Annotated in this window: 17 protein-coding genes and 1 riboswitch; of the genes, 4 read left to right on the top strand and 13 right to left on the bottom strand. The window is 47.4% G+C overall.

Annotated elements, in window-relative coordinates:
- Positions 1-2: 2 nt before the first annotated feature.
- The 7 genes from A4V09_RS12195 to garR form a co-directional block, all read right to left on the bottom strand.
- A complete protein-coding gene (locus A4V09_RS12195) occupies positions 3-1,370 on the bottom strand; it encodes an ABC transporter substrate-binding protein (RefSeq protein WP_065542593.1) in 1,368 nt (455 codons plus the stop codon).
- Positions 1,371-1,426: 56 nt separating this feature from the next.
- Positions 1,427-2,698 (bottom strand): L-cysteine desulfidase family protein, encoded by a 1,272-nt coding sequence (locus A4V09_RS12200; protein WP_065542594.1) that lies wholly within the window; start codon positions 2,696-2,698, stop codon positions 1,427-1,429.
- A gap of 13 nt (positions 2,699-2,711) precedes the next feature.
- Entirely contained in the window at positions 2,712-3,893 is a 1,182-nt protein-coding gene (locus A4V09_RS12205; RefSeq protein ID WP_065542595.1) for an iron-containing alcohol dehydrogenase, read from the bottom strand.
- Between the two features lie 30 nt (positions 3,894-3,923).
- Positions 3,924-5,267: a M20/M25/M40 family metallo-hydrolase gene (locus tag A4V09_RS12210; RefSeq protein ID WP_065542596.1), complete on the bottom strand. Its 1,344-nt coding sequence runs from the start codon at positions 5,265-5,267 to the stop codon at positions 3,924-3,926.
- 72 nt (positions 5,268-5,339) lie between these two features.
- Entirely contained in the window at positions 5,340-6,305 is a 966-nt protein-coding gene (locus A4V09_RS12215; protein ID WP_065542597.1) for a uroporphyrinogen decarboxylase family protein, read from the bottom strand.
- Positions 6,306-6,568: 263 nt separating this feature from the next.
- Complete coding sequence (locus A4V09_RS12220; protein ID WP_065542598.1) at positions 6,569-8,002, bottom strand: four-carbon acid sugar kinase family protein; 1,434 nt, start codon at positions 8,000-8,002, stop codon at positions 6,569-6,571.
- A 9-nt stretch (positions 8,003-8,011) separates the two neighbouring features.
- On the bottom strand, positions 8,012-8,902 hold the full coding sequence (garR, locus tag A4V09_RS12225) for a 2-hydroxy-3-oxopropionate reductase (protein WP_065542599.1): 891 nt from the start codon (positions 8,900-8,902) through the stop codon (positions 8,012-8,014).
- 214 nt (positions 8,903-9,116) lie between these two features.
- Between garR and A4V09_RS12230 the strand changes: the two genes are divergently transcribed.
- Complete coding sequence (locus A4V09_RS12230) at positions 9,117-9,776, top strand: GntR family transcriptional regulator (protein WP_065542600.1); 660 nt, start codon at positions 9,117-9,119, stop codon at positions 9,774-9,776.
- A 181-nt stretch (positions 9,777-9,957) separates the two neighbouring features.
- On the opposite strand, the gene A4V09_RS12235 is transcribed toward A4V09_RS12230, so the two are convergent.
- Positions 9,958-13,641, bottom strand: coding sequence for a multicopper oxidase domain-containing protein (locus tag A4V09_RS12235; RefSeq protein WP_065542601.1), 3,684 nt, complete (start codon positions 13,639-13,641; stop codon positions 9,958-9,960).
- Between the two features lie 359 nt (positions 13,642-14,000).
- On the opposite strand from A4V09_RS12235, the gene A4V09_RS12240 reads away from it, so the two are divergent.
- From A4V09_RS12240 to A4V09_RS12250, 3 genes are read left to right on the top strand one after another with little or no spacing between them, the layout of a single operon-like run.
- Positions 14,001-14,207, top strand: coding sequence for an ATP-binding protein (locus A4V09_RS12240; protein ID WP_065542602.1), 207 nt, complete (start codon positions 14,001-14,003; stop codon positions 14,205-14,207).
- Positions 14,204-14,791 carry a 4Fe-4S binding protein gene (locus A4V09_RS12245; RefSeq protein ID WP_065542603.1) on the top strand — a complete coding sequence of 196 codons (588 nt, stop codon included), beginning with the start codon at positions 14,204-14,206 and terminating at the stop codon, positions 14,789-14,791. Before A4V09_RS12240 ends, A4V09_RS12245 begins: the two co-directional genes overlap by 4 nt.
- A gap of 52 nt (positions 14,792-14,843) precedes the next feature.
- Positions 14,844-15,704 (top strand): EamA family transporter, encoded by an 861-nt coding sequence (locus A4V09_RS12250; protein ID WP_065542604.1) that lies wholly within the window; start codon positions 14,844-14,846, stop codon positions 15,702-15,704.
- An 81-nt stretch (positions 15,705-15,785) separates the two neighbouring features.
- On the opposite strand, the gene A4V09_RS12255 is transcribed toward A4V09_RS12250, so the two are convergent.
- The 5 genes from A4V09_RS12255 to A4V09_RS12275 all read right to left on the bottom strand — a co-directional run bounded on the left by A4V09_RS12255 (position 15,786) and on the right by A4V09_RS12275 (position 26,873).
- The gene (locus A4V09_RS12255; RefSeq protein ID WP_065542605.1) at positions 15,786-17,006 is read right to left on the bottom strand and encodes a chloride channel protein; all 1,221 of its coding nucleotides are present in this window, start codon (positions 17,004-17,006) and stop codon (positions 15,786-15,788) included.
- A gap of 82 nt (positions 17,007-17,088) precedes the next feature.
- Positions 17,089-17,161: riboswitch (Fluoride riboswitch) on the bottom strand.
- Positions 17,162-17,223: 62 nt separating this feature from the next.
- Entirely contained in the window at positions 17,224-18,624 is a 1,401-nt protein-coding gene (locus tag A4V09_RS12260; RefSeq protein WP_065542606.1) for a Na+/H+ antiporter NhaC family protein, read from the bottom strand.
- A gap of 248 nt (positions 18,625-18,872) precedes the next feature.
- Positions 18,873-20,396 carry a CoA-acylating methylmalonate-semialdehyde dehydrogenase gene (locus tag A4V09_RS12265; RefSeq protein ID WP_065542607.1) on the bottom strand — a complete coding sequence of 508 codons (1,524 nt, stop codon included), beginning with the start codon at positions 20,394-20,396 and terminating at the stop codon, positions 18,873-18,875.
- A 103-nt stretch (positions 20,397-20,499) separates the two neighbouring features.
- Complete coding sequence (gene ade, locus A4V09_RS12270) at positions 20,500-22,194, bottom strand: adenine deaminase (RefSeq protein ID WP_065542608.1); 1,695 nt, start codon at positions 22,192-22,194, stop codon at positions 20,500-20,502.
- On the bottom strand, positions 22,191-26,873 hold the full coding sequence (locus A4V09_RS12275; protein WP_084043570.1) for a hybrid sensor histidine kinase/response regulator: 4,683 nt from the start codon (positions 26,871-26,873) through the stop codon (positions 22,191-22,193). The genes ade and A4V09_RS12275 overlap by 4 nt, the downstream gene beginning before the upstream one ends.
- Positions 26,874-26,875 lie beyond the last annotated feature (2 nt).

A 26,875-nucleotide genomic window follows, 5' to 3' on the forward strand; every position in this document is an offset into this window, starting at 1 on the left:
TATTACTGCTGTGCCACAAACTCCTCAATCTTTTCTTGGTACTTCTGTAATGTTTTCTTCACATCAGAGCCTGCAAAAATCTCTTCCGCACACGGATACATATAATCATTGGTTATGGTAGCACCGTATGTCACATTTCTGTACTGGGGCTGTGCGTAGTTAAGCACGGAAATTGTCGCATTGAGAATCTGGTCGGATGAAACCTCCGGATCCTCTGCCACTGATTTCAGATAAGGAGGGCAGCCATTTTCCTGTGCCCATTTCCTGCCGATTTCTGTACTGTTCCAATAGCGCATGAAATCATACGCTGCCAGCTTTTTCTCCTCGGTCGTCGTGGAAGGAATCATAAATCCTACAGGTACTGATATGGCTTTCTGCTCTTCCCCCTTAGCTGCCGGCACTGATGTCACACCGAAATTACGCCCCGCATTGCGCATACCGTTTATCATCCAGGACCCATTGATGAACATCCCCACCTGCCCTGACTGAAGTACAGTATCATCTATATCTGCCGGTGATACGCCATCCTCATAGAGCTCCTGGGCAAATGTCATGGCTTTGATATTATCTTCTGTATCCAGTGTGGGTTTATTCTTTTCTTCATCCCAAAAACTGTCGCCAAAAGCCATCATCATATAAGAATATAATAAATTTGTACCTGATGTAGCCATGGCAAATCCATACTGGTTTTTCGATTTATCAGTAAGTTTTAAGGCATACTCTTTCAGTTCTTCCATGGTTTCCGGTGGAGAATCCGGGTCCAGTCCCGCCTTCTCAAACATATCCTTATCCCAAAACAGGTAATGCGATACGATCTGCATGGGAATGCTGTAACAGGAGCCATCCATCATGCATGTATCCAGTATTCCATCTATATAGTCCTCTTTGCTGCTTCCTGCATAATCAAAATAATCGTCTATCTTCTGCAGCGTATCTGAGCCGTACTGTCTGATCCTGCTGGTTGGCATCAGCACAAAATCCGGCGCCGTCTTTGTGGCAATAGCTGTCGGGAGTTTTTCATAGAATGTGTCCCACGGCATAATATCCATTTCAATCGTAATACCAAACTGATTGGTTTTATTATAGTTATTCACTATTTCAGTCAGGACAGCCCCGTCTGTGCCGGTAAATCCATTCCAAAAAGTCAGCTTTACATCTTTTTCAGGCCCTTCATAGACACTTCCTTCTCCCGTGTTCCAGGCGGCTTCCCGGTTTGCTTCGGTTTTCTCTGTTTCTACTGTGCCCTCATCTTCCGCAGCAGCCTTTTCCCCTGTATCCTTTTCTTCCTCAGCTGTCCCACAACCTGTCAGTAAGCCAGATGTCAGGACCATTGACATTAAAACTGCTGTTAACATTCTGCTTTTCCTCATGATCATACACTCCTTTTTAAGTTTTATGCTGGCCTGCAATGGCTGTTTACAAGACGTTATGCAGATACCATCATATCCAAAATCACCTTATCCGTATTTTTCATCCCCCGGTTTCCCAGTTTTCCCAGATTGCTGATTGACAGCTCCACATCCTGCGTAACGATTCCGTCCAGTTCTCCGGCTCCTCTGCCCTGCAGTGCGATCACTGCACAATGATAGGCGCTGGTCAGCACAGTTGCGATCTTCAGTGCACAGCCTGATTTGGCTCCATCACAGATAATACCCGAGACATCTGCGATCATATTGCTGATAGCAAATTTTACCTGCCAAAGATGCCCTCCGCTCAGCCAGGTCAGCGCGCTTGCCGAGCCAATGGCTGAACCTGTGCCGCAGCCGCACAAGGGAGACAGTTTTCCGATATACTGTTTGACATGGATCGTGATCAGGCAGCTCAAAGCAACAGCCCTTAATGTGGTTATCTTATCGAGCTTCCTCTGTCTGCAGAATTCCGCCGCAGGCAGCATGGCTGTTATCCCCTGGTTCCCGCTTCCGCACAAAGTCATGACCGGGAGCGTGCTTCCTCCCATTCTGGCATCTGCAGCCGCACAGGCCGTAGCTGCAGCATGTTTCCAGGCTTCTTCGGGGCTGTCTCCGGTATGTCTTGCAGACATGCTTTTCCCTACGCTTAGTCCGTAATCTCTTTGCATACCCTCATTGGCAATGAACAGATTCGTCATTATCCCTTCTTCCAGAAAAGATAGGGATTCTTCATCTGCGCTCATGACAGCATCCCAAATTCCATCCACTGTCAACATATCAGCGGGAAGTCCTGCAGTACCTGTCACTTCCGGACACCTGACACCGGAATAGATAATTTTCTGATTACGGACAATCCTGGTGATATTGGTATGACTGTCTTCTATAAAAACACTGGCCGATTCTTCTCCGGCAAGGGCATTTACTTCTATATACAGCTTCTTATCTGTGTCTTTCAGCCTCACTTCTATCTGGTTTTCCAGCATTGCCCTGGCTTTCATGACCGCTTCCTCTGAAACAGTATGCAGCACATTTAATCCTGCTTCTGCATCTCCTCCTGCCATGCCTAATGCAGCCGCAATGTCCAGGCCTGCCATTCCTGTTCCGGGAATGCCAACGCCCCTTGCGTTTTTCATCATATTACTGCTGACGAGAATCTCTGTTTTATCCGGCAGTTTTCCCAGAACTTGTCTCACTTTTGCAGCCGCATAAGCTACAGCTACAGGCTCCGTACATCCGGTAGCTGGAGTCAGTTCTTGTTTCAATATTTCTATCAGATGCTTTTTCATCATTATGTCTCTCCTGTCAGGCCATCCTCTCCAGTAATGCCAGGATATCCTTCTTTGCCATAGGATAAAATGCCCCACATTTCTGCGTTCCGTTTAAAGTCATATTATCCGCTATCTCTTCAAATCTTTCGTTTCCTATTCCCGCTTCGGACAGTGACAATGGAAGCCCCGATTTTCTCAGAAGATTTTTTAAGCGGATCACACCTTCAAGTGCTGTCTCCATTGGATTTTCAAAGTTCATATCCGCCCCCAACACCCGGACTGCAAATTGTGCCAGCTTCATGACACACTTCTCCTTATCTGCCAAAAACTCCATCCATGCAGGGAAAGAAACTGCCAATCCTGCACCATGGGCAATATCGTAAAATCCGCTGATCTGGTGTTCCAGCCCATGGTTAAACCAGTCCTGTACCCTGCCCATGCCAGTCATATCATTCTGCGCAAATGTGCCGCAGAGCATGATTTCAGACCTTGCATCCAAATCCTGGGGATTCTCAATTAACCTGGCGAAATTATGTACAATAGTCGTCATGATCCCCTCTGCCATACGATCTGTCATCTCAACATTTGCAGTGGGCGAGAAATATCGTTCCATAGCATGCGCCAGCATATCTATACAGCCGCAGGCTGTCTGATACATAGGCAGTGTCAGAGTAAGCTTCGGATTCAGGAGAGACAGGACCGGTCTCATCAAAGGTGAGCCAAATCCTGTTTTGATCTGCAGGGTTTCATCTGAAATCACACAACTGTCACTCTCCTCACTGCCTGCTGCCGGAAGCGTCAGAATATCCGCCACAGGAATCCTTCTGGTGCCCGGTTTTACTTTACCGCTTATCAACTCCCACACATCACCATCATAATAAGCACCAAAGGAAATGGCTTTACAGGTATCAATCACACTGCCTCCCCCCACGGCAAGTAAAAAATCCACAGATTCTTTCCTACATAATTCAATTCCATCCCTTACCAGAGAAACTCTTGGGTTCGGCACGACACCCGGCAGTTCCCTCACTTCAAGCTGTGCCGTGTACAGCGCTTTCAGGACTTTTTCGTACAGCCCACTCTTTTTGATCGATCTGCCGCCGTATACAAGCAATACTTTACTGGCTCCCATTTTTTTTAATTCAATGCCTGTCTGTTCCTCTGCATCTGGTCCAAATACCAGCTTTGTACCGCATTCAAAATTAAAAGGTTCCATCTTTTCCTCCTGTTTCCTGTTACATTGTATTCAGCTATAATATAATGAAAGAAAATACTGATAAAATGCCGCTGCCTCCTGCAGCGCCTCAATAAACACACTTTCATTTACACTGTGTACGCCTCTGCTCTGCCTTAATGATGCATAAAGAGGGGAAAAACGTATGGTTTCATCTGTCACATCCTGAAAATGCCTGGAATCTGTACCGCCAGCCAGCACAAATGGAATGACCGGCACTCCCGGAAATACTGTCTCAATACAGTGCTTCAGATTTCGGTAGATGGCAGAATCCGCCGCTGTTTCCCGGGCGGCATCTATTCCTGATACCAATTCGCACTCTATATCATACTGTGCTGCCTTTCCCCGGAGGATTTTTGTCACTTCATCCTTGCCTTGAACCATGTTGACTCTTACATTTGCAGTCAATTCAGCCTCTCCAGGAATTACATTAAAGGCTGTCCCGCCATGGATCTGTGTAAATGCAATGGTGGCTCCCAGCAGGCTTCCTGCTTCCTCTGTCAGTTCATATAATACGGTAAAGTCTTCTAACGCCTCAGAAGCCTGCAGCAGTTTTTCTTTTTTCCCTTCGTCACTGCAGATATTGTGCATTTCCCGCAGCATGGAACGTACTCCGGGTGTCATATCTTTCCTGAAAAGGGAATGATCTTCCACATCACATATAAATGCTGCTATTCTGGCAATTGCCGTACCCGGCCGGGGATTAGCCCCATGACCCCCGCTGCCCTTTGCCGTAAACCGGTATACCAAAGACCCTTTCTCTCCCACCGCAACCATAGCTGCCTTCCCATCTATAAGTCCCATAAAATTTTCGCAGATTGTCCCGCCTTCATCGTAAATCACCTGAAACTGTATCATATGCTCTTTAAAATATGCTGCCGCCTCTTTTGCAGTCTCTCCTCCGGTTTCTTCATCACAGGAAAGATAAAGATAAATATCAGGCCCTGGTTTCCACCCTTCCTGGCACAAGTAATTTAACGCGGCCAGTAATGCACACTGCGGTCCTTTCATATCCTGTGTTCCTCTTCCCCATACTTCATTGTCTATGATCTCGCCGTTAAAAGGACCATGCAGCCATTCTTTTTCATCCGCGGGCACCACATCCATATGCCCGTCAAACATAATAGGCTTTAAATTTGGGTTTCCGCCTTCCAGCTTTAATATCAGGGCCTGTCCCATAGGAAAAAGAGACGCCTGTTCAAACAGAGATTTGAACTGCTTCTTCAGGCAGTTTTTATAACACTCTATCTCATATAATTCCGGCATACCGTGTACAGTGGGAATCTTTACCAGATCCGACATGATAGGTCCAATATCACCATAATTCTTTTTCTCATTCTTATCATAAGACCACATTTACAAAACCTCTCTTTCTCCTGCAAGACCCTTACGCCGCCCGGTATGGAAACAGCAGCCGTCTTATGGATGTTAAATACTCCTTGCTGCCTCCACGATCCATTTAATCCGTTCCCTATCTATTTTAGAATCCACAGTACAGTCTCCACCCAGAATTAACCCCTTTTTGCCATGTTCCAGGATCAGATTTCTGGTATATTCCTGAAGCTCTTCTTTTGTTCCGTTGTACAGGATACCTCTTTGTCCATGTTCATCCCAGTGTGTCTCGAAACCGCCCAGAGATGTTCTTCCCTGGAAGCAATACCGCCCATCATCCAAAGGAAGGTCCTCCACAAATACAGCCCAGTTAATCACCTTTGCAGGGTAATCTTTCCAGATATCCAGCTGGTTCGGCTGACCAGCCCATCCACACATATGTATGATATTGTTGGAGGAATATCTGTTGGCATGCTCCATCACATATAAATCACTGGGAGTGATTAATTTTTTATATTCCTCCGGCGTAAATCTGTCAAATTCTCCGCCCTGTACGCAGTAATAGATTCCATCACAGCCTGCCTCTGTAATCAAGAGCTGTGCCAGCAGCGCATTGGTCTGGGCGATTACATCAAGAGCAAACATGACTGCATTGGGCTCTTCTTTCAGGTGTTCCATTACCAACTCATCCCCCGCGCCGAAACGGATGGAGGAAAAAGGTGCAAAGACATTGTAAAACACACATCGCTCTGCCCCGATATTATCTACAATCTTCTTTGCCCTCTCTACCTGATCTTTTATAAAGGGATGACCTGCCTCCAATGGTTTCATCTGATACCAGTCTTTTGTGGTTTCTAATTTCTCCGGCACTGGATACGGAAAAAAATTGTCACACATGATTTTCACAAAATCCAAATCTGTCTCACGGTAATAATCCAGGTGCGCTTTCACGCACCCGTCACCAACGGCTTCCTCTCCGTCAAAGTGGAACCAAAATCCTACCGGTACGTGGTCTACCTCCTTTTTGTTCATTGCATTCAATACTCTTGTCCTTTTATCCATTTTTTCCTCCTGATATTACCTGTATTATTATTTGTAATATGATTAGTGATAATATCAAGATACCACCTTTAGTTAAAATATGCAACTTTTTTCTGTTTCAATTTATTTTTTTGACATAATACACAAATATACCCACAGATTTTTGTTTATTCTGGAGTCGTTTGTTCACGATGACATCGTTTTCCATATAAAAAAAGGACAGTATGACCATCCTTTTTTCATCAACTTCCTATATACATTTAAAGTGTCAATTACGCGGATGCTCACTTCCGCTTCATGAGGATTTCCACCGCCTCCCGCAAAGTATTCACATCCCCTACATTTCCCGGGAAAATCACATACGGGGTTAGCGGAAATTTACTCTCCTCTCCGGTCTGCCACACCGGGATCCCAGGACGGATCTGTCCCATAACCGCTGCACGTTTTACCTTCAGTGCCTTTGTCCCCACATCACTTGACGTGATTCCGCCCTTTGCTATGACAAAGCTGGGAACTGCCCTTAAATTCCCCACAAGAGACTGGACCGCGTCTGAAATTTTTACGGAACGCAGCAGAGCTTCCTCCTTTGTATCATCCTCCACAACCAAAAGCTGTCTTTTTGTATACACCACCGCTGTTTTCCCGGCAGTGATCACCTGTTCTATTTTTCTGGTTATCCTCCCGGTTTCAGCGCAAAGTGCCTCCTCATCCAGCACCAAGTCTGAATTAAACTCCATGCTTATGATTCCCTCCGCTTTTTTAAGTTCTTCCAACTGCTGTGTGGTTTTCCTGGTATGAGAGCCTATTATGACCACGCCCCCATTATCGGTATCTTTTATGATCATTTTTTCCCTGGTCAAAAGCGGCTGGGAAGATACCCCTCCCATTTCTTTTACCAGGGCTGCCGCTGTACGGAATATAAAGTTTTTTCCTGCTGACAATGCCCGGTAAACAGCAATACTCATGATTTTCACATCACAATTGTCAATGGCATTGACCACTACCTTTTGGAAATTTTTCACTGTGCACAATTGTGCGGTAATCTTATCTAAATTCATGTTCCGCAAATCTTCCAGGCTGATGCAGATCACCTCTTTTGCTTTATATACACCATCTGTTTTCTCTTCCACATATTCACAGATGTCTGAATGGTTGTATCCGAATGTCTTGTCCTTTGCAAACTCTGTCTGTGCTGCCGGAATCAGCTCCTCTCCGTATTTTACAAAATGCGTATTATGAAGGGTATAACGGCCGCCCTCTTTGAAAAACGGACAGATAATCTCACCGTCTATGCAGATATCTGCCAAAGCCTCTATTTCCTCCTTTAGGATCCGGGTTTCCAAAGGATAGTGCCCTCTGAGGGTAGAATCACTCCGGCTCATGATGAGATACTCTTTTCCTGTCTCCTCAGACACTTTTGTAACCGCTGCGGCAATTTCTCTATGTACTTTTGCTGTCTGTTCTGCAGTGAGTCCTCTGGAATTTGTCAGTATGTAAAACAAATGGTTCTCTTCCTCAAATCCCCGACGAATACTCTGTTCTGTCCAGTCTGTATACACAGATACATCATGAACCGTCTGTACTCCTGTAGGGTCATCATCCAGCACAACGATTTTTTTACCGCTCCTGCTGATTTCCATCTGAAGGAGCTGTCTCGCCTTTGCCATATCCGCCTCCGGATATGATAACAATACCTCCGCGCTAAGTATGTTTTCCATATTTATCTCCTATTTTATCTTTTCCACAGTGATACCTGCCAGATTTTCAAAATATTTCACAATACTGCAATGGTCCTCCTCCAGGTGCCCTCCCACTTTCAGCGCCTGCATGATCTCAAACAGCTGCGCTGTGTATGGAATTGGTACGTCCAGGGAGTGGGCAGCTTCCACCACATTTTTTATATCTTTGTGATTGATGGAAATCTTTCCCCCCGGCACAAAATTCCGCTCCACGATCATGGGGATTTTTGCATCCAGCACAGCACTTCCTGCCAGGCCTCCCCGGATAGCCTCGTATACTTTTACCGGGTCTGCCCCGGCCTTTGCAGCCAGGACAAATGCCTCCGAAACCGCTGCTATGGTATTATTGACTATGATCTGGTTTGCCAGCTTGGTCACACTTCCGCTGCCCGGTCCGCCTACAAGCAGAGCCGAGCTGCCCATAACTTCAAAATAAGGCTTAAGGGCTTCAAACACCGGCTGGTCACCGCCTGCCATAAAAGCCAGTGTCCCATTGACCGCCCCCGGCTCTCCCCCTGAAACAGGTGCATCCACGAACCTGATACCGTACTCTCTGCATTTTTCGTAGCATATCTTTGAATCCTCCGGGGTCACAGAACTCATATCACATAGAATGCCGCCTCTCTTCATAGATTTTGCCACACCCTTCTCCCCAAACAGCACATTCCGGACGATCGTGCCGTTTGGGAGGATTGTGAATACCACTTCACATGAACTTCCGATTTCACCGGGTGTCCCCTCTTGCGCACCTGCATTTACCAATTCTTTGACTGCATCCTGATTTAAATCATTCACCATGACTTTTATATCTGCTTTTAACAGATTCTCTGCCATTGGTTTTCCCATAATTCCCAGCCCGATAAATCCTGCTCTTTTCATTCACTTTCTCCTTATCCGAAAATTATTTTATTATCATCAGTATACCGGTATACCGGTGTGTTGGTCAATGCATTTATGTATCTTCTCTGTATTTTACAATTTATATCCATCATTTTTGTAGAATCTGTCCAATTATCTTTTCTGTTTTATATTGACCGGTATCCCGGTATGCTATAGAATAAATAAAATAGTATTCCTTCAGGAGGCATGGAACATGACGCAGAAACCGCTTCAGACTAAAGCATATGATTATATCAAAGATTTGATCTTAAAGGATGCCTTTGTGTATGATACAATTTATTCAGAGACAAAGATCTCAAAGGAAATCGGAGTTTCCCGTACTCCCATGAGGGATGCATTACACCGCCTTGCCCAGGAACGTTATATTGACATCATCCCAAGCAAAGGCTTTTGTATCCATCAGATGACCAAACAGGACATCATCGAGACCTTTCAGATCCGGTCCGCGATCGAAGGATACTGTACCGTACAAATAGCAAAGGATCATAAAGAAGACTGGTCCCAAAAACTTTTTCGGAAACTGGACTATATTATGGAAAAACAAAGAAAGATCCTTGAAACCACCCAGGATATTTCCGCTTTTGTGGAATATGATAACCAGTTTCATATAGAAATCGTTTCAAGTCTTAACAACCGGACTTTTCATGAGCTTTTTGGCAGTTATCTTTTTCAGATAAAGCGCCTGGCTGTCCTCTCTCTGGGACATCCGGGACGTATGCAGGAAACCATTGAAGAACACAGCGCGATCCTGAATGCTATGAGATCCGGCAATCTTGCGGAAATCTATTCCATAACCATGAAGCATATGGAAACCCCAAAAGGACTGAACCTGTCAGACTTTTGTTATTCATGATCAACATAGAAAATCCGGATGGCAAATGTGAACATCACCAGGCAAAGCCTGTCGAATCCATGGCTCTGCCTGGTAATCCAAATATACTTTCCGCTGATCTTACCAGCATCATTTATCCTGGCTTAACGGGCATCACTCACCCAGCACTATCAGCTTCCCGATCATCCCTGTCTCCTGCCACTTAATATTTTCTGCCGAAACACTGTAATGCTTTTCTGCATGTGTTTTTACATTTACACCCGATTCCCTGTCTGAGGACTCTGAATATTCCCCACATTCCTGATTCCACATCCCACTTCAGGCTTCCGGACCGATAGAGATAATCACCGGGACATGATGCGCCCTTTTCAAGTTCCATCTCAAATTTGTTTCCCACACTGATCGCGCCCTGAATGGGGATCACTCTGGAATGGAAGTCATCCGGCTGTTCCTTCCACATATGCCCATGGACCGCAAACCCTACATTACGCGGTTTATCCGCCGGCATCATGGTCCGGAAAATAACACGGTCTCCGGTATATGCTTTAAAAACAGGCGTGGCGGGATCTCCATGCACTTTACTGCTGAATACTTTCGCGATCCGGCTGTCTCTGCGAAGCCGGTTGGCAAAACGCTCGGAGCGGTAATTATATCCTTTTTCGCCTGTGTCCTCCGCCTCCACCGGGTCCGTGTCATCCCCCTGCGCCGTCCGGATCACATTGCCCTCTGCATCCTCCAGGCGGATTCCATTCTGGATAAAGACAACAAACTCCCGGAAAGTCTCTGTCCCGGGCGCTGTGATGACTGCCTGTTCCTGATATACTCCGCTTTTCAGCATAAAATTCTGATACCACCTGGAAGCAGGCGGCTCAATGATAATTGCGCCGAATAATCCGTGATATCTGTGATTCCGCAGATCACCAAAAGACTGTATGATACAGGAGCCGTATTCCTGATCTGCATGCCAGAGATATTTCTTGCTCTCCCCTGGCCCTACTGTCTGCTCCCGATTGTTGTATCCCACATTGATGCCCGAATCACAGATCGGATCATACTGAAGAAATTGGGGGTTTAAGGACACCCTGTTGGAAGGGCGATGCTTCTTATCCAGCGGGACACGGGGATAGTCAAAATACGGAATATCCGGCCCCATCATGTTATGGAGGGTGACTTCAATCCAGTCCCCCGCATTTGCCCGGAGTATCAATGGCTTAGGCTGATATTTACCGCAGAGCACCTGCTCCACCTCATCCGCCGGAACGAAAATCAAACCGTCCGGGTCATGATCCCCGTATTTGTTATATAAAATATCCGTCTTTATGGCAGCAATTTCATATTTCCGCACCACAGAATCTCTGCCGGGACACATGGGAAGCGGCAGGATACCCAATTCATTTTTACACAGCGGCTTCAAATGTGCCTGCTTTTTATCGTACACACGGATGATCCCCCACAGCCCCAGCCAGGCGTCGTCAATCCCGCCTGAATAATAGAGATAATCACCGCAGTTATAATTTTTCCGGATCTGAAGGTTAAATGCCTCAGATATTCCGATAGACTGAGACGCAGCCAGCGGCGAATGGATATCCGCTATTTCTTTTCTCCAGTACATTCCCGTGACGTTTAAAACATGCTGCTCCTCATGAGCCCCGTCAAGCAGCCTGATCATCAGCTCATCTCCCGGATATGTCTCCAGCAGAGGGGTAGCTGGATCTCCATGAACAATAGAACTGAAAATATAAGCCGGGTCTGCCGTATCGCTGAGCCTTTCCCTCATTGGTTCACACCGGTAATTAATCCCCATGACGCCGGGATCATGGTGGGAGCCGGGAACCTCCGGCGGATTCAGGGGTTTTCCGTTTCCGTCAAATAACAGGGCAAAATCATGCAGAAACAAGGCAAATTCCCGGAAAGAGGTTCCATCACGCCTGCGGATAACAGCTTTGGTCCCAAATTTCAGCGCTTCTCCTGTTTCCACATCATGAAATGTAGCTCCCGCTTCCTCTATCACCAATGCTCCGAACATCCCATGCTGCTGATGTGTATTTGCAAACAGATGGTCATGGAAAAATACAGTTCTCAATTCCGCATTTGCAAAGAACCGTTCCACAAGAGTCTCGTATCTTCTGGCTCCGGCAATATTATTCCAGCCATTGGCTGCTCCGTCCGATACAATTGTATCGAATTTCACCAGATGGATGTGATATCCCACAATGTCAGTCAGTGTCTCCATCTGAAACGGGCTTGCTTCTATATATTCCGGAAGAAGGTTTGTAAAGCGAACTTCAATACAGTCACCGTCATTTGCGCGGATCACCAGCGGTTCCACCTGTATTTCCTGAGCTTCCACCTTCTGGATATACGCTTCCAGCCCTCCGTGTCTTTCCAGCTCCTCTTTCAGGACAAAGAAACGCCCCTGAGGATCATGCCATCCGTATTTGTTATAAACTACTTTTGCCTGTACGGCCGCTATCTCAAATACTTTGACCTTCCCTTCCTCCGCCTCCCCCCACTCACATCCGCAATCGGTATGGCAGGGGCAGGTGTCTGTATAGAGTGCGCCCGGTTCAAATGCATCTACAAAGTTATCTGCTTCCAAAGGCGTAGGCACTATCTTATTATTTCCGTCAGCATCCAGGATGCCCAGCGGCGGCTGCAGGGGGCGCATTCCAAACTGTCCGTTGATAAAATTGGGATATCCCGGATGTTCCCGGTCTTTTAGCGGCGGCTGTTTCCTGTCTTTCAGGGGTATCAGTCTGGGTATGGGCATTCCGTCCGGAAGTTTTCCGCTTCCATCCTGCAGACGGTCATAAATCCTCCAGAGTGTCCACATTCCTTCATGGAAATGAGGATATAGATGGCAGTGGAAAATAGCATCCCCCACCATCCCATTCAGGCTTCCCGCCCCGTGCAGAATATCCAGCGTATAGCATTCCTGGGGGCTTATAGAAACAGAATCTAAAATCGTAGAATTAGGATTATCATTTTCCAGCCTCCACTGATGATTATGGAGATGGAATACATGGGTTTCTTTCACGCCTCCGTGAACCAGCCGGATTTTAGCCGGATCTCCCACATATGCTTTCAGGATCGGCGGTGCCGGGTCTCCGTATGCCCAGGAGCTCATGGAGATATCTTCTGCCGTGTCCGCATGGTTTTCTGTCAGGGGAAGTCTGTTTCTCATAGGTTCCGAACGGTAACTGATTCCAGTCGTTGCCGACGGAAGCCCTGTGTGCGGATCTGTTGGGGTATTTCCCTCTTTATTTTTTATTTCCAGCTCATCATGGAAAAACACAGCATATTCACGGAAGGATGGCTTGGCAGGATGATAAATATCTGCGAAAAGACCGCTCTCCAGCTCTTCTCCCGTCTCCGGGTCCAGCCAGACAGATTCAGGCGCCTCAACGATCATGGCCCCAAAGAGGCCATGTATATTTGTCCCCTCCTCGCTGCTCCTGGTATCTCCCATATCACTGAACAGATAGACGCCCTCTTTCTCTGCATACCAGGTATAGACAATCTCATTTCTTGTGGTGCTGTCCTGATTCATCCCTACACTGGCTCCGTCGGAGGTCTGAACATCATATCGAAGCCCCTGTACATGGATGGACAAATCTCTTTTCAGAGAATGCCGGAAGTAGATATGGATCTCTTCCCCCAGGTTTGCCCGGATGACCAGCGGTTTCACTCCCTCATAAGGCTGAGGGTCCGGTCTGTTAAAATTCGCCAGCGCGCCTCTCTTTATCCTCCCCGCATCTTTCTGCAGCACATATAACAATCCATTCGGATCGTGATCGCCGTATTTATTATATACTATTGGTATTTCTATGGCCTCGATCCTGTACATTCTGATATTAGGCTTCTGCATATAATTACATAATTCCATAACTTACCCCTCCATTCCTTCCATATTTTTATATCCCAAAGGTGTGCCGGCTATTAAAGCATTTTCCCACCAGCTGCGGAACCACACGGCACTTTTTATATGATCACACCCTTTTTCCGGGAATCCGGTCCCAGGAAAAAGAGAATAAAGTTTTAGGAATAAAATCAAATCATCCATCATATATTGATACTTTCTCTTTTTTTGTATTATATGTAAAAATAGCCTGACCGGTACAATCTATATACCAGGCCCCCTCCTGTCCGCATTTTAAAACCAGTGGTGGTAATTGTAATCTAGTCACAGAAATCAAATCCATTTTATAGTATCATAGTCACATCAAAAATAAGGAGTTCACAAATATGCCCTCAAAAAAATATGCGGTTGTTGACAAAAACCAATGTGTCGCCTGCGGCGCATGTATGAATGTCTGTCCAAAAGAAGCTGTACATTTATGGAAAGGATGCTATGCTGCCCCTGCCCCGGATAAATGTATAGGGTGCGGCAAATGTGCTAAGATATGCCCGGCGGGATGTATCCAGATCAGGAATCGAGGTGAACAGAAATGAGAACAAAACACTGGTATGATCATCTTTGGATATGGTCCATCGTTTATTTTGCTTTGGGATTTTTTAATATTTTATTTGCCTGGCTTGGAATGATCGACTTTCTGCTTCCCCTCATGATCGCTGTCTTCGGAGGAAACAAATGGTTCTGTAATCACATGTGCGGCAGAGGCCAGCTCTTTCATCTTCTCGGCAGCTCCCTCAAATGTTCACGAAATAAAACCACCCCGGGATGGATGGTTTCCAAATGGTTCCGCTATGGCTTTCTCCTCTTCTTTCTTACCATGTTCGGCAATATGGTATTCCAGACCTGGCTGGTGGCATCCGGAGCCAACAGTTTAAAAGAGGTGATCCAGTTGTTCTGGACTATAAAGGTTCCCTGGGGCTGGACTTATACGGCCGGTACGGTTACAGACTGGGCAGCAAAATTCAGTTTTGGTTTCTACAGCCTTATGCTGACCTCCACTCTGATCGGGCTGGCTGTGATGCTGCTCTATAAACCAAGGAGCTGGTGCACGTTCTGCCCTATGGGGACAATGACACAGACCATATGTAAATTGAAAAATAAAGAGGAATCCACGCCTTGACCACCTTGTCCCCTGATGCTATCATTAAAGAAAAAACACGGGGGAAAAATTCATGTGGGTCTTCTTTGCTTTTGGGTCTGCTCTTTTTGCAGGCCTCACTTCCATACTGGCAAAATGCGGAATCCGGAAAACAGATTCCACTGCTGCCACTGCTCTGCGCACAATTGTGGTACTGCTTTTTTCGTGGCTGATGGTATTTCTGGCCGGTTCCCAGCGCCAGATAAAAAATATAGATTTAAAAACCATCTTATTTTTGACCTTGTCCGGCCTTGCCACGGGTGCCAGCTGGCTGTGCTACTTTAAAGCCTTACAGTTGGGCGATATCAATAAAGTAGTCCCTGTGGATAAATCCAGCACGATTATGACAATCCTGATGGCAGCCGTCCTGCTTCAGGAAGAGATCACCCGGTTTAAGGGAATTGGGGTGGTTCTGATCGCTGTGGGTACCTATATGATGATTGAAAAGAAAGGCAAAAAACAGGCAGCTCCTGAAAACAACCGCTGGCTGTTTTTTGCCTTAGGTTCCGCAGTATTTGCCAGCCTGACTGCCATCCTTGGAAAAATCGGCATCTCCCATGTGGAGTCCAATCTGGGAACGGCTGTCCGCACTGGCGTGGTATTGGTAATGTCCTGGATCATGGTTGCAGTTACAGGAAAACAAAAAGAACTACGGCATATACCTAAAAAAGAATTGGGTTTCATTTTCCTGTCAGGGCTGGCCACCGGCGGCTCCTGGCTGTGTTATTATAAAGCCCTGCAGGATGGACCTGCCAGTGTTGTTGTTCCCATAGACAAGCTGAGTATACTGGTTACTGTTTTCTTTTCCTACCTGGTATTTCACGAGAAACTATCCCTGAGATCAGCAGCGGGACTTGTTCAAATTACAGCAGGCACTTTACTCATGCTGCTGTAAAACAGATCCGGATTTGCTTGGTCACGGTCAGAATATAACTTCCCCCAATGCCAGTCTTTTGCCCTGTACTTTTCTGCCCTGTCAATGCCTGTCCATTAACTTTTGGAGGGAATAAATAGATTTATTCAGATTAAACAAATAGGAAAACGTGCATACCACAAAGAAATACGGCAGATAGGCAAATCCAAACACCTCCGTACCAATGAGCACCGGTGCCAGGAACGTATTCGTGGCGCTCCCAAAGACACTGGCATACCCCAGTGCCGCGGCAAATTCAACAGGAAGGCCAAACAATGGTCCTGCTGCCACCCCAAGGCTCGCACCGATGGAAAACAGGGGCGTCACCTCCCCGCCCTGGAAGCCTGCAGCCAATGTGAGTATAGTAAGAAGGAATTTTAATATCCAGTCATATCTATAAATCTTCTCACCATAAAGGCTTGCATGGATCAAGTTCGTTCCAAGACCTGCATATCTGCCTTTATAGAGTATAAGCAGCAGGGCACTCAAGATCAGCCCCATGAAAAAAATCCTGAGTACCGGCTCCCTCCACAGCACGGCAAGCTTTCCTTTCATATATTTTAACGTCCAGGCAAACGCCCCTCCTACAATCCCAAACAGGATTCCCAGCAGCACCAGTTTTCCCATATTGGGAATATCCAGATTCAGTTGTGTAGTCAGCACAAATGAAAATTTTTCCAGCCCCAGAAAGCTTGACGCCGCACTGGCCGTAAAGGCAGCCGTAACAGCGGGAAACAGCGCCTGGTATTCCAGCGCACCGGCCACCAGAACCTCCATTGCGAAAAACACCGCCGCTATAGGCGTCTGAAACAGACCGGCGAATCCGGCTGCCATCCCTGTTACCAGAAAAATATGGGAGCTGTTTTCCAGCGGGATCCTCCTGCCCACCCAATGGGAAAATGTGGCTCCAATCTGCACTGCCACGCCTTCCCTCCCGGCACTTCCGCCGAACAAATGGGTGATCCATGTCCCGGAAATGATAAATGGGATCAGCTTCAACGGAATCACTTCCTCCTCACCATGCCCCACTTCAAAAATAAGGTTCATCCCCTTACTGCTCTTTCCCCCGAATTTGAGATAGCAGAAGGCAATCAGGACGCCTGCCAAAGACAAAAACGGGATAAGCTGCATGGGATGACCGTCCCTGAAATCAGTGATCGCCAGCAGAACTCTTCCGAACACCGCGTCAATTCCCCCTATGACCAATCCAATAGGGATTCCCAGCAGTCCCAGAATGAATAATTCTCTGTAGGTCTGATACATTCTTTTTACTCTGTGATTCATATTTTTCCTCCTCTGTCTGTTCCCGGTAATAAATGTTCGCCCATCCATGCTTCTGCCCAACAAAAAAAGCTGATAACCCTGTTTTTACACAGAAGTCATCAGCATACACGCACTTTTGGAATCATCCACGGGAGAACCTCATTCCCTTAAAACTATATTGAATGATACCATGTTCATTTCAACTTGTCAATGCACATCCCAGCGGCAATATCTACGGTTATCTCTTGTAGCCTGCTTTAAAAATACTGCAGAGTATGCCCATCAACCCCAGTCCCCAGCTCCACATACTGTAAGGTGCATAGACTGCGGCTGAAACGCCCACAACGCCGGACATATAAACAGCCACGTCTGTCCACGGAATGATACTGAGCATGGGGCTTGCGGCCGTGTTGGATACCACCGCACAATCCAGGGCCGAATATCCCAACTCCCTGTATTTATCCTCCAGCATCTCTATGGGCATGAGTATGGAGATCGCAGAGCTGTTTGTGATCGCCCCTGTTATGGAGCCGATACACCAACTGCTGACTGCAAGGCCAAAAAGAGAACGGATCTTCCCAAACAAAGTCTCCACGATCACCTCAACCACTCTGATCTTTATCATAATGCCGGCAACTCCCACGGCAGCAAACAAGATCACAAACAGAGAGGACATGGAAAGCATACCGCCCCGGTTGCACAGCGTAACAATCTCCGGTAAAACAGCATCTGTGGAAATTCCGGTAATGGTTGTCAGATCAAAACCACTATAGCCTGCAGCAAGCCCTTTCCAGAAAGAAAAACCATTCAGCAGGGAACCAATGGCGATTCCTATCATACCGCCCCCAAACAAAGAGACCACAGAAGGCAGCTTCATAAAGCTGCCTGCAACCACCACCACAATGGGAATCAGGGCGATGGGACTGATATTAAAAACAGAGGCCAGCCCCTCTGAAAGCACGGCATTGTCAAAAACCCCTTGTGAAGAACCGGTTGCAAAACCTAATATGGTATAGAATAGGATACACGCAAGAAACGTGGGTATCCCAATATAAGCAGCACGTTTCATTACCGTAAGGGAATCCGATTTGGTAACTGACGCAACCAGATTAAAGTTATCCGCCATAGGTGAGAGAAACAGTCCCACATGTGATCCTGACACCACCGCTCCGGCCATTGCAGGAAGATTCACATCCATTACAATGGCAAGCCCTATCATAGCCACCCCGATAGTTCCGCAGGTGCCAAAACTGGTGCCAATGAAAAAAGCTGTAACTGCGGTAAACAAAAAACCCAGTAAAATACAAAGACTGGGCGTCACAAATTTCAGCAGATAAGTGATCAGGGCAGGTATGGTACCTGCAAATACAAAAGAAGCCGTCAGAAATCCAATCCCGCACAAAAGAAAAAATAAGTCCGTCAGTTCCCCGGCCTTGTGATACATTGCCTCCAAGAGCTCGTGCAGAGTATATCCGCAGTTTAATCCTATGATCCCCACATAAGCCGCTGTAACAAAAAGAGATACCGAAAGATCAAATCCTTTTACCGTACCGATCAGCATTACAAGAATCATCACAATAAGACAGGACAGCGCTTCAGCCCTGTTTGGCCTGCGTGGTTTTTTCTCCTTATTTTTCATGCCGCACCTCGTTTAAACTTTAAACTATAGTATCCGGCTTTCAAAGGAGCTTTATTCATAGTATTCTTCATTCTGTCCTGCAAAGAAAAAAAAGGGAAAAAGAGGAAGGGACCCGGCTGTCAGCCAGCCCGGCCCCATTATGATGAAGTTTTTGTTCTTCACAAGTATCAGCGGCGCTACTCTGTAGGAGTGCATCCCGTATAGCTGCGGAAGACTTTTCCGAAGTAACTGCTGTCCCTATTGGGGCATTACATACTGCCTCCCACAGAACCCTCCCAGGTATCTACTTCTTTGGCTTTTTTCTCCTCCTCATCAAACCAGTGGGTGGTGACTGCTTTTATCTCCGTAAAGAAACGAACGCCGTCCTTGCCCAGGCAGTGCAGGTCACCAAAGAAACTGTCCTTGTGGCCGCTGAATGAGAAAATACCTGCCGGTACCGGGATTCCCACATTGATGCCCACCATTCCGCCGTCTGTGCGGCGGGCAAACTCTCTGCTGTAATAGCCGCTCTGGGTATAAATGACGCTTCCGTTGGCAAAGGGATTGCGGTTCATCATTTCAATCCCCTCATCAAAATCTTTACAGCGCTTCACAGCCAGAACCGGGCCAAAAATCTCCTGCTGTCCAATCGCCATATCCTCTGTCACATGGTCAAAAATGGTTGGGCCGAGATAAAAGCCGTTTTCATAGCCGGGTACTGTGATGCCCCGACCGTCCAGAACAAGCCGGGCGCCCTCTTCCACTCCCTTTTCAATCCATTTGACCACTTTAGCTTTATGGGAGGCATCTACCACCGGACCCAAATCCGTTGTCTTGTCATAGGCTGGCCCCACTTTCAATTCACCCGCGAATTTTACCAGCAGTTCAACCAGTTTGTCCGCAATACTCTCCTGGGCAACCACAACAGGCAGAGCCATACAGCGCTCTCCCGCACAGCCGAAAGCGGAATTGATTATACCTCTTGCGGTACGCTCCAAAGCTGCGTCTTCCAGCACCAGGGCATGGTTCTTGGCCTCTGTCTGTGCCTGTACCCTTTTGCCGTTGGCCGCCGCAATACCGTATATGTGTTTCCCCACACCTGTGGTACCCACAAAACAGATACCTTTTACATCGGGATGTGTCAGGAACTGCTCAGATTCCTGCCTGGTGCAGGTCACAATGTTCAGCACGCCGTCCGGAAGGCCTGCTTCCTGCCACAGCTCTGCGCAGCGCAGCGCAGTCAGAGGTGTCTTGGAAGCGGCTTTGATAACAATGGTATTGCCGGTCGCGATGCAGATAGGCGTCATCCATCCCATGGGAATCATACCCGGGAAATTAAAAGGAGCTATTCCCGCAAATACACCCAGAGGCTCACGGTAGCTGACTGTGTCATATCCTTTGGAAGTGTCCATCATGGATTCTCCCATCATGAGGGTAGGGGTTCCGCAGGCCAGTTCCACAGGTTCTTTCACCTTTGCGATATCACCGGCAGATTCCTTCCAGTTCTTTCCGTGTTCTCTTGCACAGCACTCCGTCAGCTCATCCCAGTGCTGGTCCAGCAGATCACGGAACTTGTACAGGATCTGCACCCTCTTCATCACAGGTGTATCACGCCAGGCCGGGAACGCCTTTTTTGCACATTCAATGGCGTATGCCACTTCCTCAGTGGTACAGCTTGGGATTTCTGCCTGCACCTCTCCGGTGCTTGGGTTATACACAGGTGTGTATTTTCCTGATCTTGTGTCCAGCCACTGCCCTCCTGCCAGGTATTTCATTCTTTTGATCTCACTCATTTCTGACCTCCTTTTTCAGGCTTACCTATCAGTTGCATTCCTCTTTCAAGATATCTCCATTATAAAAGATTGTCTTTATCAGTTCAACTTATTTTTTGTATTATCAGGTATAAAAAGCATTGCCCGTGACAGAATATATCCCTCTTGGCGTAACTCTGATTTCCGGAATGACAGGCAGTGCCATGAATGACAGGGCGATAAACGGGTCCATCCCCTTTGGCACCCCCATCTCATGCGCCTTTCGGATCATTTTTTCCAGTTTTTCGTTGGCCTTTTCAAAACCCATGTCCGTCATCAGACCCATGATGGGAAGCTCCAGTGTCTCATAGACCTGATGGTCCTTCACAAGGGTATAACCCCCCTGGGTACGGATCAACTCTCTGACAGCCAGTTCCATATCTTCATCATTGTCGCCGATCACAATTATATTATGGGAGTCATGGGAGACGCTGGATGCTGCGGCTCCGCATCGCAGGCCGTATCCCTTCACAAATCCCACACCCACCATTCCGGTACATTTGTGCCTTTCCACCACTGCGATCTTCTCCAGCAGACCATTTCCTTCGGGATCATCCCCGCAGAGATTCTCTTCAAGGATATCCTTTGTGGTGATCTGCCCCTCATCCATCCCAATGATGTGGCATGGAAAAGAACCGGTGTATTTCAGCTTCTCTCTTGTAAATGCCTTCACATGTACTGTATTTTTCAGCTCCAGAGGGCAGGTATGGGCCGGACAGACATTTTCCGGTTTCACGATTTGGCCTTTGTAGTAAACTTCCCCCACTGCTGCCTGCTCCAGGTCATCCAGCACCAGAAGGTCAGCCTGGTACCCCGGCGCCACTGCCCCTAAATGGGACAGGCCGTAGCATCTGGCGGCCTGGATGGTTGCCATCCGGATGGCATGAACAGGAGTGATTCCCAGAGAAACTGCCTTTCTCACATTATGGTCAATATGCCCTTCTCTTTTTATATCCTCGATATGTTTGTCATCTGTACAGAAGCAGAAGCCGTCTGTGCTCACATGATTCTCCACAATCCCCTGTACAATGTCCTTCAGATTTCTGGCGGCACTGCCCTCCCGTATGTGAACGGTCATTCCGTTTCTCCGCTCTCTCATGGCATAGGAAAACTCCGAACACTCATGGTCCGTGGAAATCCCCGCCATGACATATGCCTGCAGATCCGGTTCCTGAAGAAACGGCGCATGTCCGTCCCGCACCCTCTTGTCAAAGAGCTGCAGCTTTTCATACATCTGCGGGCTCCCTTCCACCACAGAGATATAATCCATGACCTCCCCTAGGCCCAGGATCCGCTCATTTTGCAGATAGGGTTCCATCATGTCCGCGGTGATCCTGCAGGCATTGTCTTCAATCCCTGTAGCGGGGACGCAGGACGGCATCATAACATACACGTTGGCTGACACTTCCTCCGTCTCCCTCAAAATATAGTCGATCCCCGCAAGCCCGGCTACGTTGGCTGACTCGTGAGGGTCAACGATAAAAGCAGTGGTTCCGTGCAAAACAGCCTGGGATATCAGCTCTTTTGGTGTCACCAGCGTAGATTCCAGGTGCAGATGGCTGTCAATGAATCCGGGACACACATATTTCCCATTCAGATCTTTTTCCCGGATGCCGCTATAAGTGCCGATTCCGGCAATCAGGCCGTCCGCTATGGCAATATCACCCTCTATGATCTCTTCCGTAAAGACATTGACAATCTTGGCATTCTTCAATACAAAATCTGCTTTTTCCAAACCACGGGCGATAGCAGAACATCTTTTATATCTCTCTAAATTCACTTTATCATCTCCCCTGATCCACTAACCAGATCATTTTCTTTACCGCTTAAATCCCGTCCTGACAGCAGTCCTGTCAGTGTATCCCGCAGTATATTCACGTCAATAGGTTTTGCCACATGTGCATTCATACCCGCGTCCATGGCTTCCTGTACATCCTCCGCAAAAGCATTTGCCGTCATTGCTATGATCGGAATGGTCTTCGCGTCCTCCCGCTCCATCTTTCTGATGGCACGGGCTGCCTCATACCCATTCATACGCGGCATACGGATATCCATCAGCACCGCGTCATACGTTCCGGGCTGTGCCCTTACAAATTCTTCGGCTGTCTGTACACCGTCTGTCTTCACCACCGTTTTTGCACCCTGCATCTTGAGCAGCTCGCACAAAATCTCAGAATTGATGGCATTGTCCTCTGCAACCAGGAAACAGCGGCCTGTCAGCGTTTTTCCGGCATTCAGCTCCCCGGTCATAGCATCTGGGTCCCAGTCGGTATCCTCTTTATCCCGCGCTGCCTCGCACATGAGTTCAACATAGAATGTACTGCCTTCATGAATCCTGCTCTTAACCCATATTTTACCTCCCATGAGGTCCACCAGGCCCTTCGTAATACTCAGTCCCAGCCCTGTTCCCTCAACGGATGTGGTGTTGCTGTTCCTGGCAAACGCCTCAAAGATATGTTCCACAAACGTTTCCGTCATACCGATCCCTGTGTCGCTGACCGTAAAACGATAGCACACCCGGTCCTCCCCGCAGTCACCGTCTGTCTCTTCCGCCAGAAAATCCACACTGCCTCCCTCCGGCGTAAATTTAATGGCATTGCTTAGAATATTGATCAATATCTGGTTGATGCGAAGCTTATCCCCATAAAAAATCTCATGCCTGATCCCTTTTGACTCCATATGAAATTCCAGGGCATTTGCCTCCACCTGAGGTTCCATCATCACAGACAGTTCTTCCAGCAGCTCCGGCATAGATATCCGCATGCGGTTCAACATGATCTTAGAACGCTCGATTTTGCTCATATCCAAAATATCATTGATAAGACTGAGCAGATATTTGGAAGATGAAGAAATCTTACGCAGACAGTCTTCCACTCTCCCCCTGTCGTCCAGATTGGCGGCTGCCAGGGATGTCATGCCTATCACAGCATTCATGGGCGTCCTGATATCATGGCTCATGGAGGAAAGGAATTCACTTTTTGCCCGGTTTGCATCCTCCGCCAGGGCCAGCGCATCCTGCAGGGCATCCTTTGCCTCCCGCTCTGCTGCCAGCATGTCCGTCACATCCGCGCGGACCATACATACCCTTCTGCGGCTTCGGTCTCCCCAAAGCACATTGATCTGCTTATACCGCAGACCATCCCTGGAATTGTATGGGAGTACAAAATCGTAACCTGATGGCTTTTCTTCCAGGTGTCTCAGCATATTATCCAGATTGAAATACTCTTCTTTTTCTCCGTCCAATTGGCTGGTAATGTAAAAATCTGTTATATTTTTAACCAAATCCCTGTAATTATCTAAAATATAAGGGGATAGATTCTCCAACACAGTCCGGCGGGTATACATAGTCACATGTCCGCCGTTCGCATCCACAAAAGCCATCAGTTCAAAAGTATAGGCCACTACATTGAGCATACTCTGCTGTTCCCGTACAGAGTCTGTGATATCTGTTCTGGACAGACACACACGCCCAAGCCTCAGATCAATGGCTGAAACTGTCATATTCTTTGTCAGGACTTCTCCTTTTTCGTCAATAATGGAGAAGTGAAAAGAATAACTGTCCTCTTTTTTGAGATGTTCCATCATGTATTCCCTGGTGAGCATTTTTATGACATGTTCTTTATCCCTGGGCACTACCCTGGAATGATACATCTCTGTCACTCTCCGGGAATAACAGCCCCGGGAGTTGGGATGATCACCGACAGAACCGTCACTGGTAAGGACTGTGTAAGTGTCATTGAGAATATCTACGTCAATCACCAAATCATAGCTGGTCACGGAGAGCTGCCGCAGGATCCGTTCAGATATCGTCTGCTCGGTTATGTCCGTCACTGTCAGAATTCCGGTGACACCGCCCGTATCCGGTGTTTCCACCAGGTTTACTTTAAACTGCACATAACGGCCGTTCTGTTCTTTTGGCAGCTTCACATAGCATTCCAGTATCTGCTCTGTATCCCCATTCTTAAACGCCTGAAGTGCCGGTCTATTCAGATATGTATCCAAAAATGCCTGCCGCATATCCGGCTCTGCCACCAATCCGGCAATACCGGTAAAAAACGTTTCCCTTACATCGCCAAAGGTTTTCAAAAGATCAGAGTCCGTATAATCAATGATCTCCAGGATTTTATTCTGGGTTATGCTGCAGTGTCCAACGATCAGAGCGTTTGGTCCGGGGGTGCGGTAATGCTGCAGTATCAGATCATTATACTGCTTTCGTATCTGCGCTTTTTCCTCCCGCTCCCTAGTCATATCATGATATCCGGCATATACGCGCTGTTCCCCATTGGCACTTTTGATCAACGATAATGTATTTTTGACCCACACATAACCGCCGTCACCTGCCTTCAGCCGGTATACCATTTCACAGTGCCCTTTACCGACAGCAAGATACTCTTCCATCCGTTTGTTTACAATTTCTCTGTCGTCCGGGTGCACGCCGGCCATGGCATCCTTTTTGTAAATCTCCCAGGCCTGCTTCTGCGTCGTTTTCGTCATTTCCGCAAAACCCTTGGACAAAAATTCCGGTATCATTGTGCCGTCCTGCTCATATCTCATTACGGCAACTCCCCCGGGCAGATACTTCAGTACAGTCTGGAAATACTGCTCCAGCCTTTCTTTTTCGTCCTGTGTCTTCACCTCCTCTGTAATGTCCCTCACATACTTGATATAGGCCGGAATGCCGTTCCAGTCCGTCTCCCGGAAACGGACATTATAGCAGTGGTTATTCTCTCTGTCCATCATCCGGTGGGCTTCCCCATCCGGTTTATGCTCTTGCTGGGTGCAGAACTCACAGGGTGTTTCCTTTCCGTGAAGTGCTTTGTAGCATTTCTGCCCCAGATGTTTATTTCCTCCTTGAAACAGCATCTTAGACTCATTGGCATAGAGCAGGTCGTAATTCTCTTTTGCAATGACATAAATCCCATCCGCCGTATCGTTTGCAATACTCTGGAATAATCTGGCCTCTGCCGACATCCCGGTAAAAACCGCATAGAACCGCATCACTTCCCCATAAGTATCCATTCTGCGGCCCCTCAGATGAATCCAGTTCAGGCTTCCATCCTTATGCCATATCCGATAGGAGACATCCAGGACCTTGCCGTTTTCAAGGGCTGCCCGCATGGCCGACAGCACCCGTTCTCTGTCCTGCCTGTGGATCAGACGGAACGCGTCATACTGCTGAAGTTCCTCCCTGGTGTGCCCGGACAGCGCCATAACACCGTCAGATACAAAGATGGGTGTGATCTTGTCCCCCTCTATACCATAGCTGGCAATCCCTCCCGGTATGGAGTTTACCAGGTGGTCCATCTCAAGCTGGGTTTCCTTCAGATCAGAGATATTGTGGAAAACACAGTGGAGCAGCGGACAGCCGTGGTCTTCCCCGATCCATTTAACATGAGCCCGCACCCAGACAATATGTCCGTCCCGGTGCAGTTTGCGGAATTCAAATTTTAAGACCTCATGAGTCCGTATGACTTCCATGACTTTCAGGATGACCATCTCTGTGTCTTCCCAGTAGGTCATCTTTACAGCATCCCGCTTCACCATCTCCTCATATTCCTCAACCGTATATCCCGTCAGTTCCGGTACACCATCAGAAAAATAGATCGTTTCAAAAATACCGGATACTCTGTAAATAGCCACACCGCCCGGTATGGCATTGACAATATCCTGCATCTTGTCCTTTGCTGCCATAAGCTCTTGTTCCATCTGTATCTTTTCGCTTACATCCCTGTAAACACCGTAGAGCAGCTTTGTATTATCCGGCTGGGTCTTTACAGAGGCCTCAAGCTGAATCCAGTGATACTCTTCTTCCCGGTCATTCCAGACACGGTATGTGTGCTCCATGTTCTTTCCGCTGTGTATTGCATTCTGTATTTTTTTCTGAAGTAAGCAGCAGTCCTCCGGATGGACACCCATATAATTAGTTTTTTTCTCAATGATGCTGATATGCGCTTCCGAATAACCCATAATTTCATAAAAGGCAGGATTGTGAAAAACAGGTAAAATCTTTTCCCCTTCATACCGGTAAACGCATAATCCGCACGGAATGCTGCAAAAAGTATCCTGAAGTTCTTTTTTCAGTACAACGGACTGCTCCTCATCCCTTTTTCTGTCTGTAATGTCCTGTATATACTCAATATGCGCAGCTTCTCCATTCCATTCGATCATTTTGCCGCTGAGCTGATAAACCCTGCCATTGACCGGATGACAGTACTCCCGGGTCAGCAGTGTTTCTCTGTTCATTCTGTCTTCCCGGCAAAACCGGCATGGCTCATCAAAGCCCGCCACCTGATAACAGCACCTTTGTCCCACACCATCCCAGGGCATAAATATCTCTCGTGCCAGCCGGTTGGCGTACAGTATTTTATATGTATCCGCTGAACTAACACAGACAGCCATGGGTGCATTATCCATCAGTGCCTTTACCTGGTCTGCGGAAAGAGAAACTTCCCGTATCATGA

Source organism: Blautia pseudococcoides (assembly GCF_001689125.2).
Taxonomy (GTDB): Bacteria; Bacillota; Clostridia; order Lachnospirales; family Lachnospiraceae; genus Blautia; species Blautia pseudococcoides.

What these genes read in the sequence shown, in the direction of transcription:
- A4V09_RS12195 (WP_065542593.1), bottom strand. Translation starts at nt 1,370, where the DNA reads ATGAGGAAAAGCAGAATGTTAACAGCAGTTTTAATGTCAATGGTCCTG.
- A4V09_RS12200 (WP_065542594.1), bottom strand. Translation starts at nt 2,698, where the DNA reads ATGATGAAAAAGCATCTGATAGAAATATTGAAACAAGAACTGACTCCA.
- A4V09_RS12205 (WP_065542595.1), bottom strand. Translation starts at nt 3,893, where the DNA reads ATGGAACCTTTTAATTTTGAATGCGGTACAAAGCTGGTATTTGGACCA.
- A4V09_RS12210 (WP_065542596.1), bottom strand. Translation starts at nt 5,267, where the DNA reads ATGTGGTCTTATGATAAGAATGAGAAAAAGAATTATGGTGATATTGGA.
- A4V09_RS12215 (WP_065542597.1), bottom strand. Translation starts at nt 6,305, where the DNA reads ATGGATAAAAGGACAAGAGTATTGAATGCAATGAACAAAAAGGAGGTA.
- A4V09_RS12220 (WP_065542598.1), bottom strand. Translation starts at nt 8,002, where the DNA reads ATGGAAAACATACTTAGCGCGGAGGTATTGTTATCATATCCGGAGGCG.
- garR (WP_065542599.1), bottom strand. Translation starts at nt 8,902, where the DNA reads ATGAAAAGAGCAGGATTTATCGGGCTGGGAATTATGGGAAAACCAATG.
- A4V09_RS12230 (WP_065542600.1), top strand. Translation starts at nt 9,117, where the DNA reads ATGACGCAGAAACCGCTTCAGACTAAAGCATATGATTATATCAAAGAT.
- A4V09_RS12235 (WP_065542601.1), bottom strand. Translation starts at nt 13,641, where the DNA reads ATGGAATTATGTAATTATATGCAGAAGCCTAATATCAGAATGTACAGG.
- A4V09_RS12240 (WP_065542602.1), top strand. Translation starts at nt 14,001, where the DNA reads ATGCCCTCAAAAAAATATGCGGTTGTTGACAAAAACCAATGTGTCGCC.
- A4V09_RS12245 (WP_065542603.1), top strand. Translation starts at nt 14,204, where the DNA reads ATGAGAACAAAACACTGGTATGATCATCTTTGGATATGGTCCATCGTT.
- A4V09_RS12250 (WP_065542604.1), top strand. Translation starts at nt 14,844, where the DNA reads ATGTGGGTCTTCTTTGCTTTTGGGTCTGCTCTTTTTGCAGGCCTCACT.
- A4V09_RS12255 (WP_065542605.1), bottom strand. Translation starts at nt 17,006, where the DNA reads ATGAATCACAGAGTAAAAAGAATGTATCAGACCTACAGAGAATTATTC.
- A4V09_RS12260 (WP_065542606.1), bottom strand. Translation starts at nt 18,624, where the DNA reads ATGAAAAATAAGGAGAAAAAACCACGCAGGCCAAACAGGGCTGAAGCG.
- A4V09_RS12265 (WP_065542607.1), bottom strand. Translation starts at nt 20,396, where the DNA reads ATGAGTGAGATCAAAAGAATGAAATACCTGGCAGGAGGGCAGTGGCTG.
- A4V09_RS12275 (WP_084043570.1), bottom strand. Translation starts at nt 26,873, where the DNA reads ATGATACGGGAAGTTTCTCTTTCCGCAGACCAGGTAAAGGCACTGATG.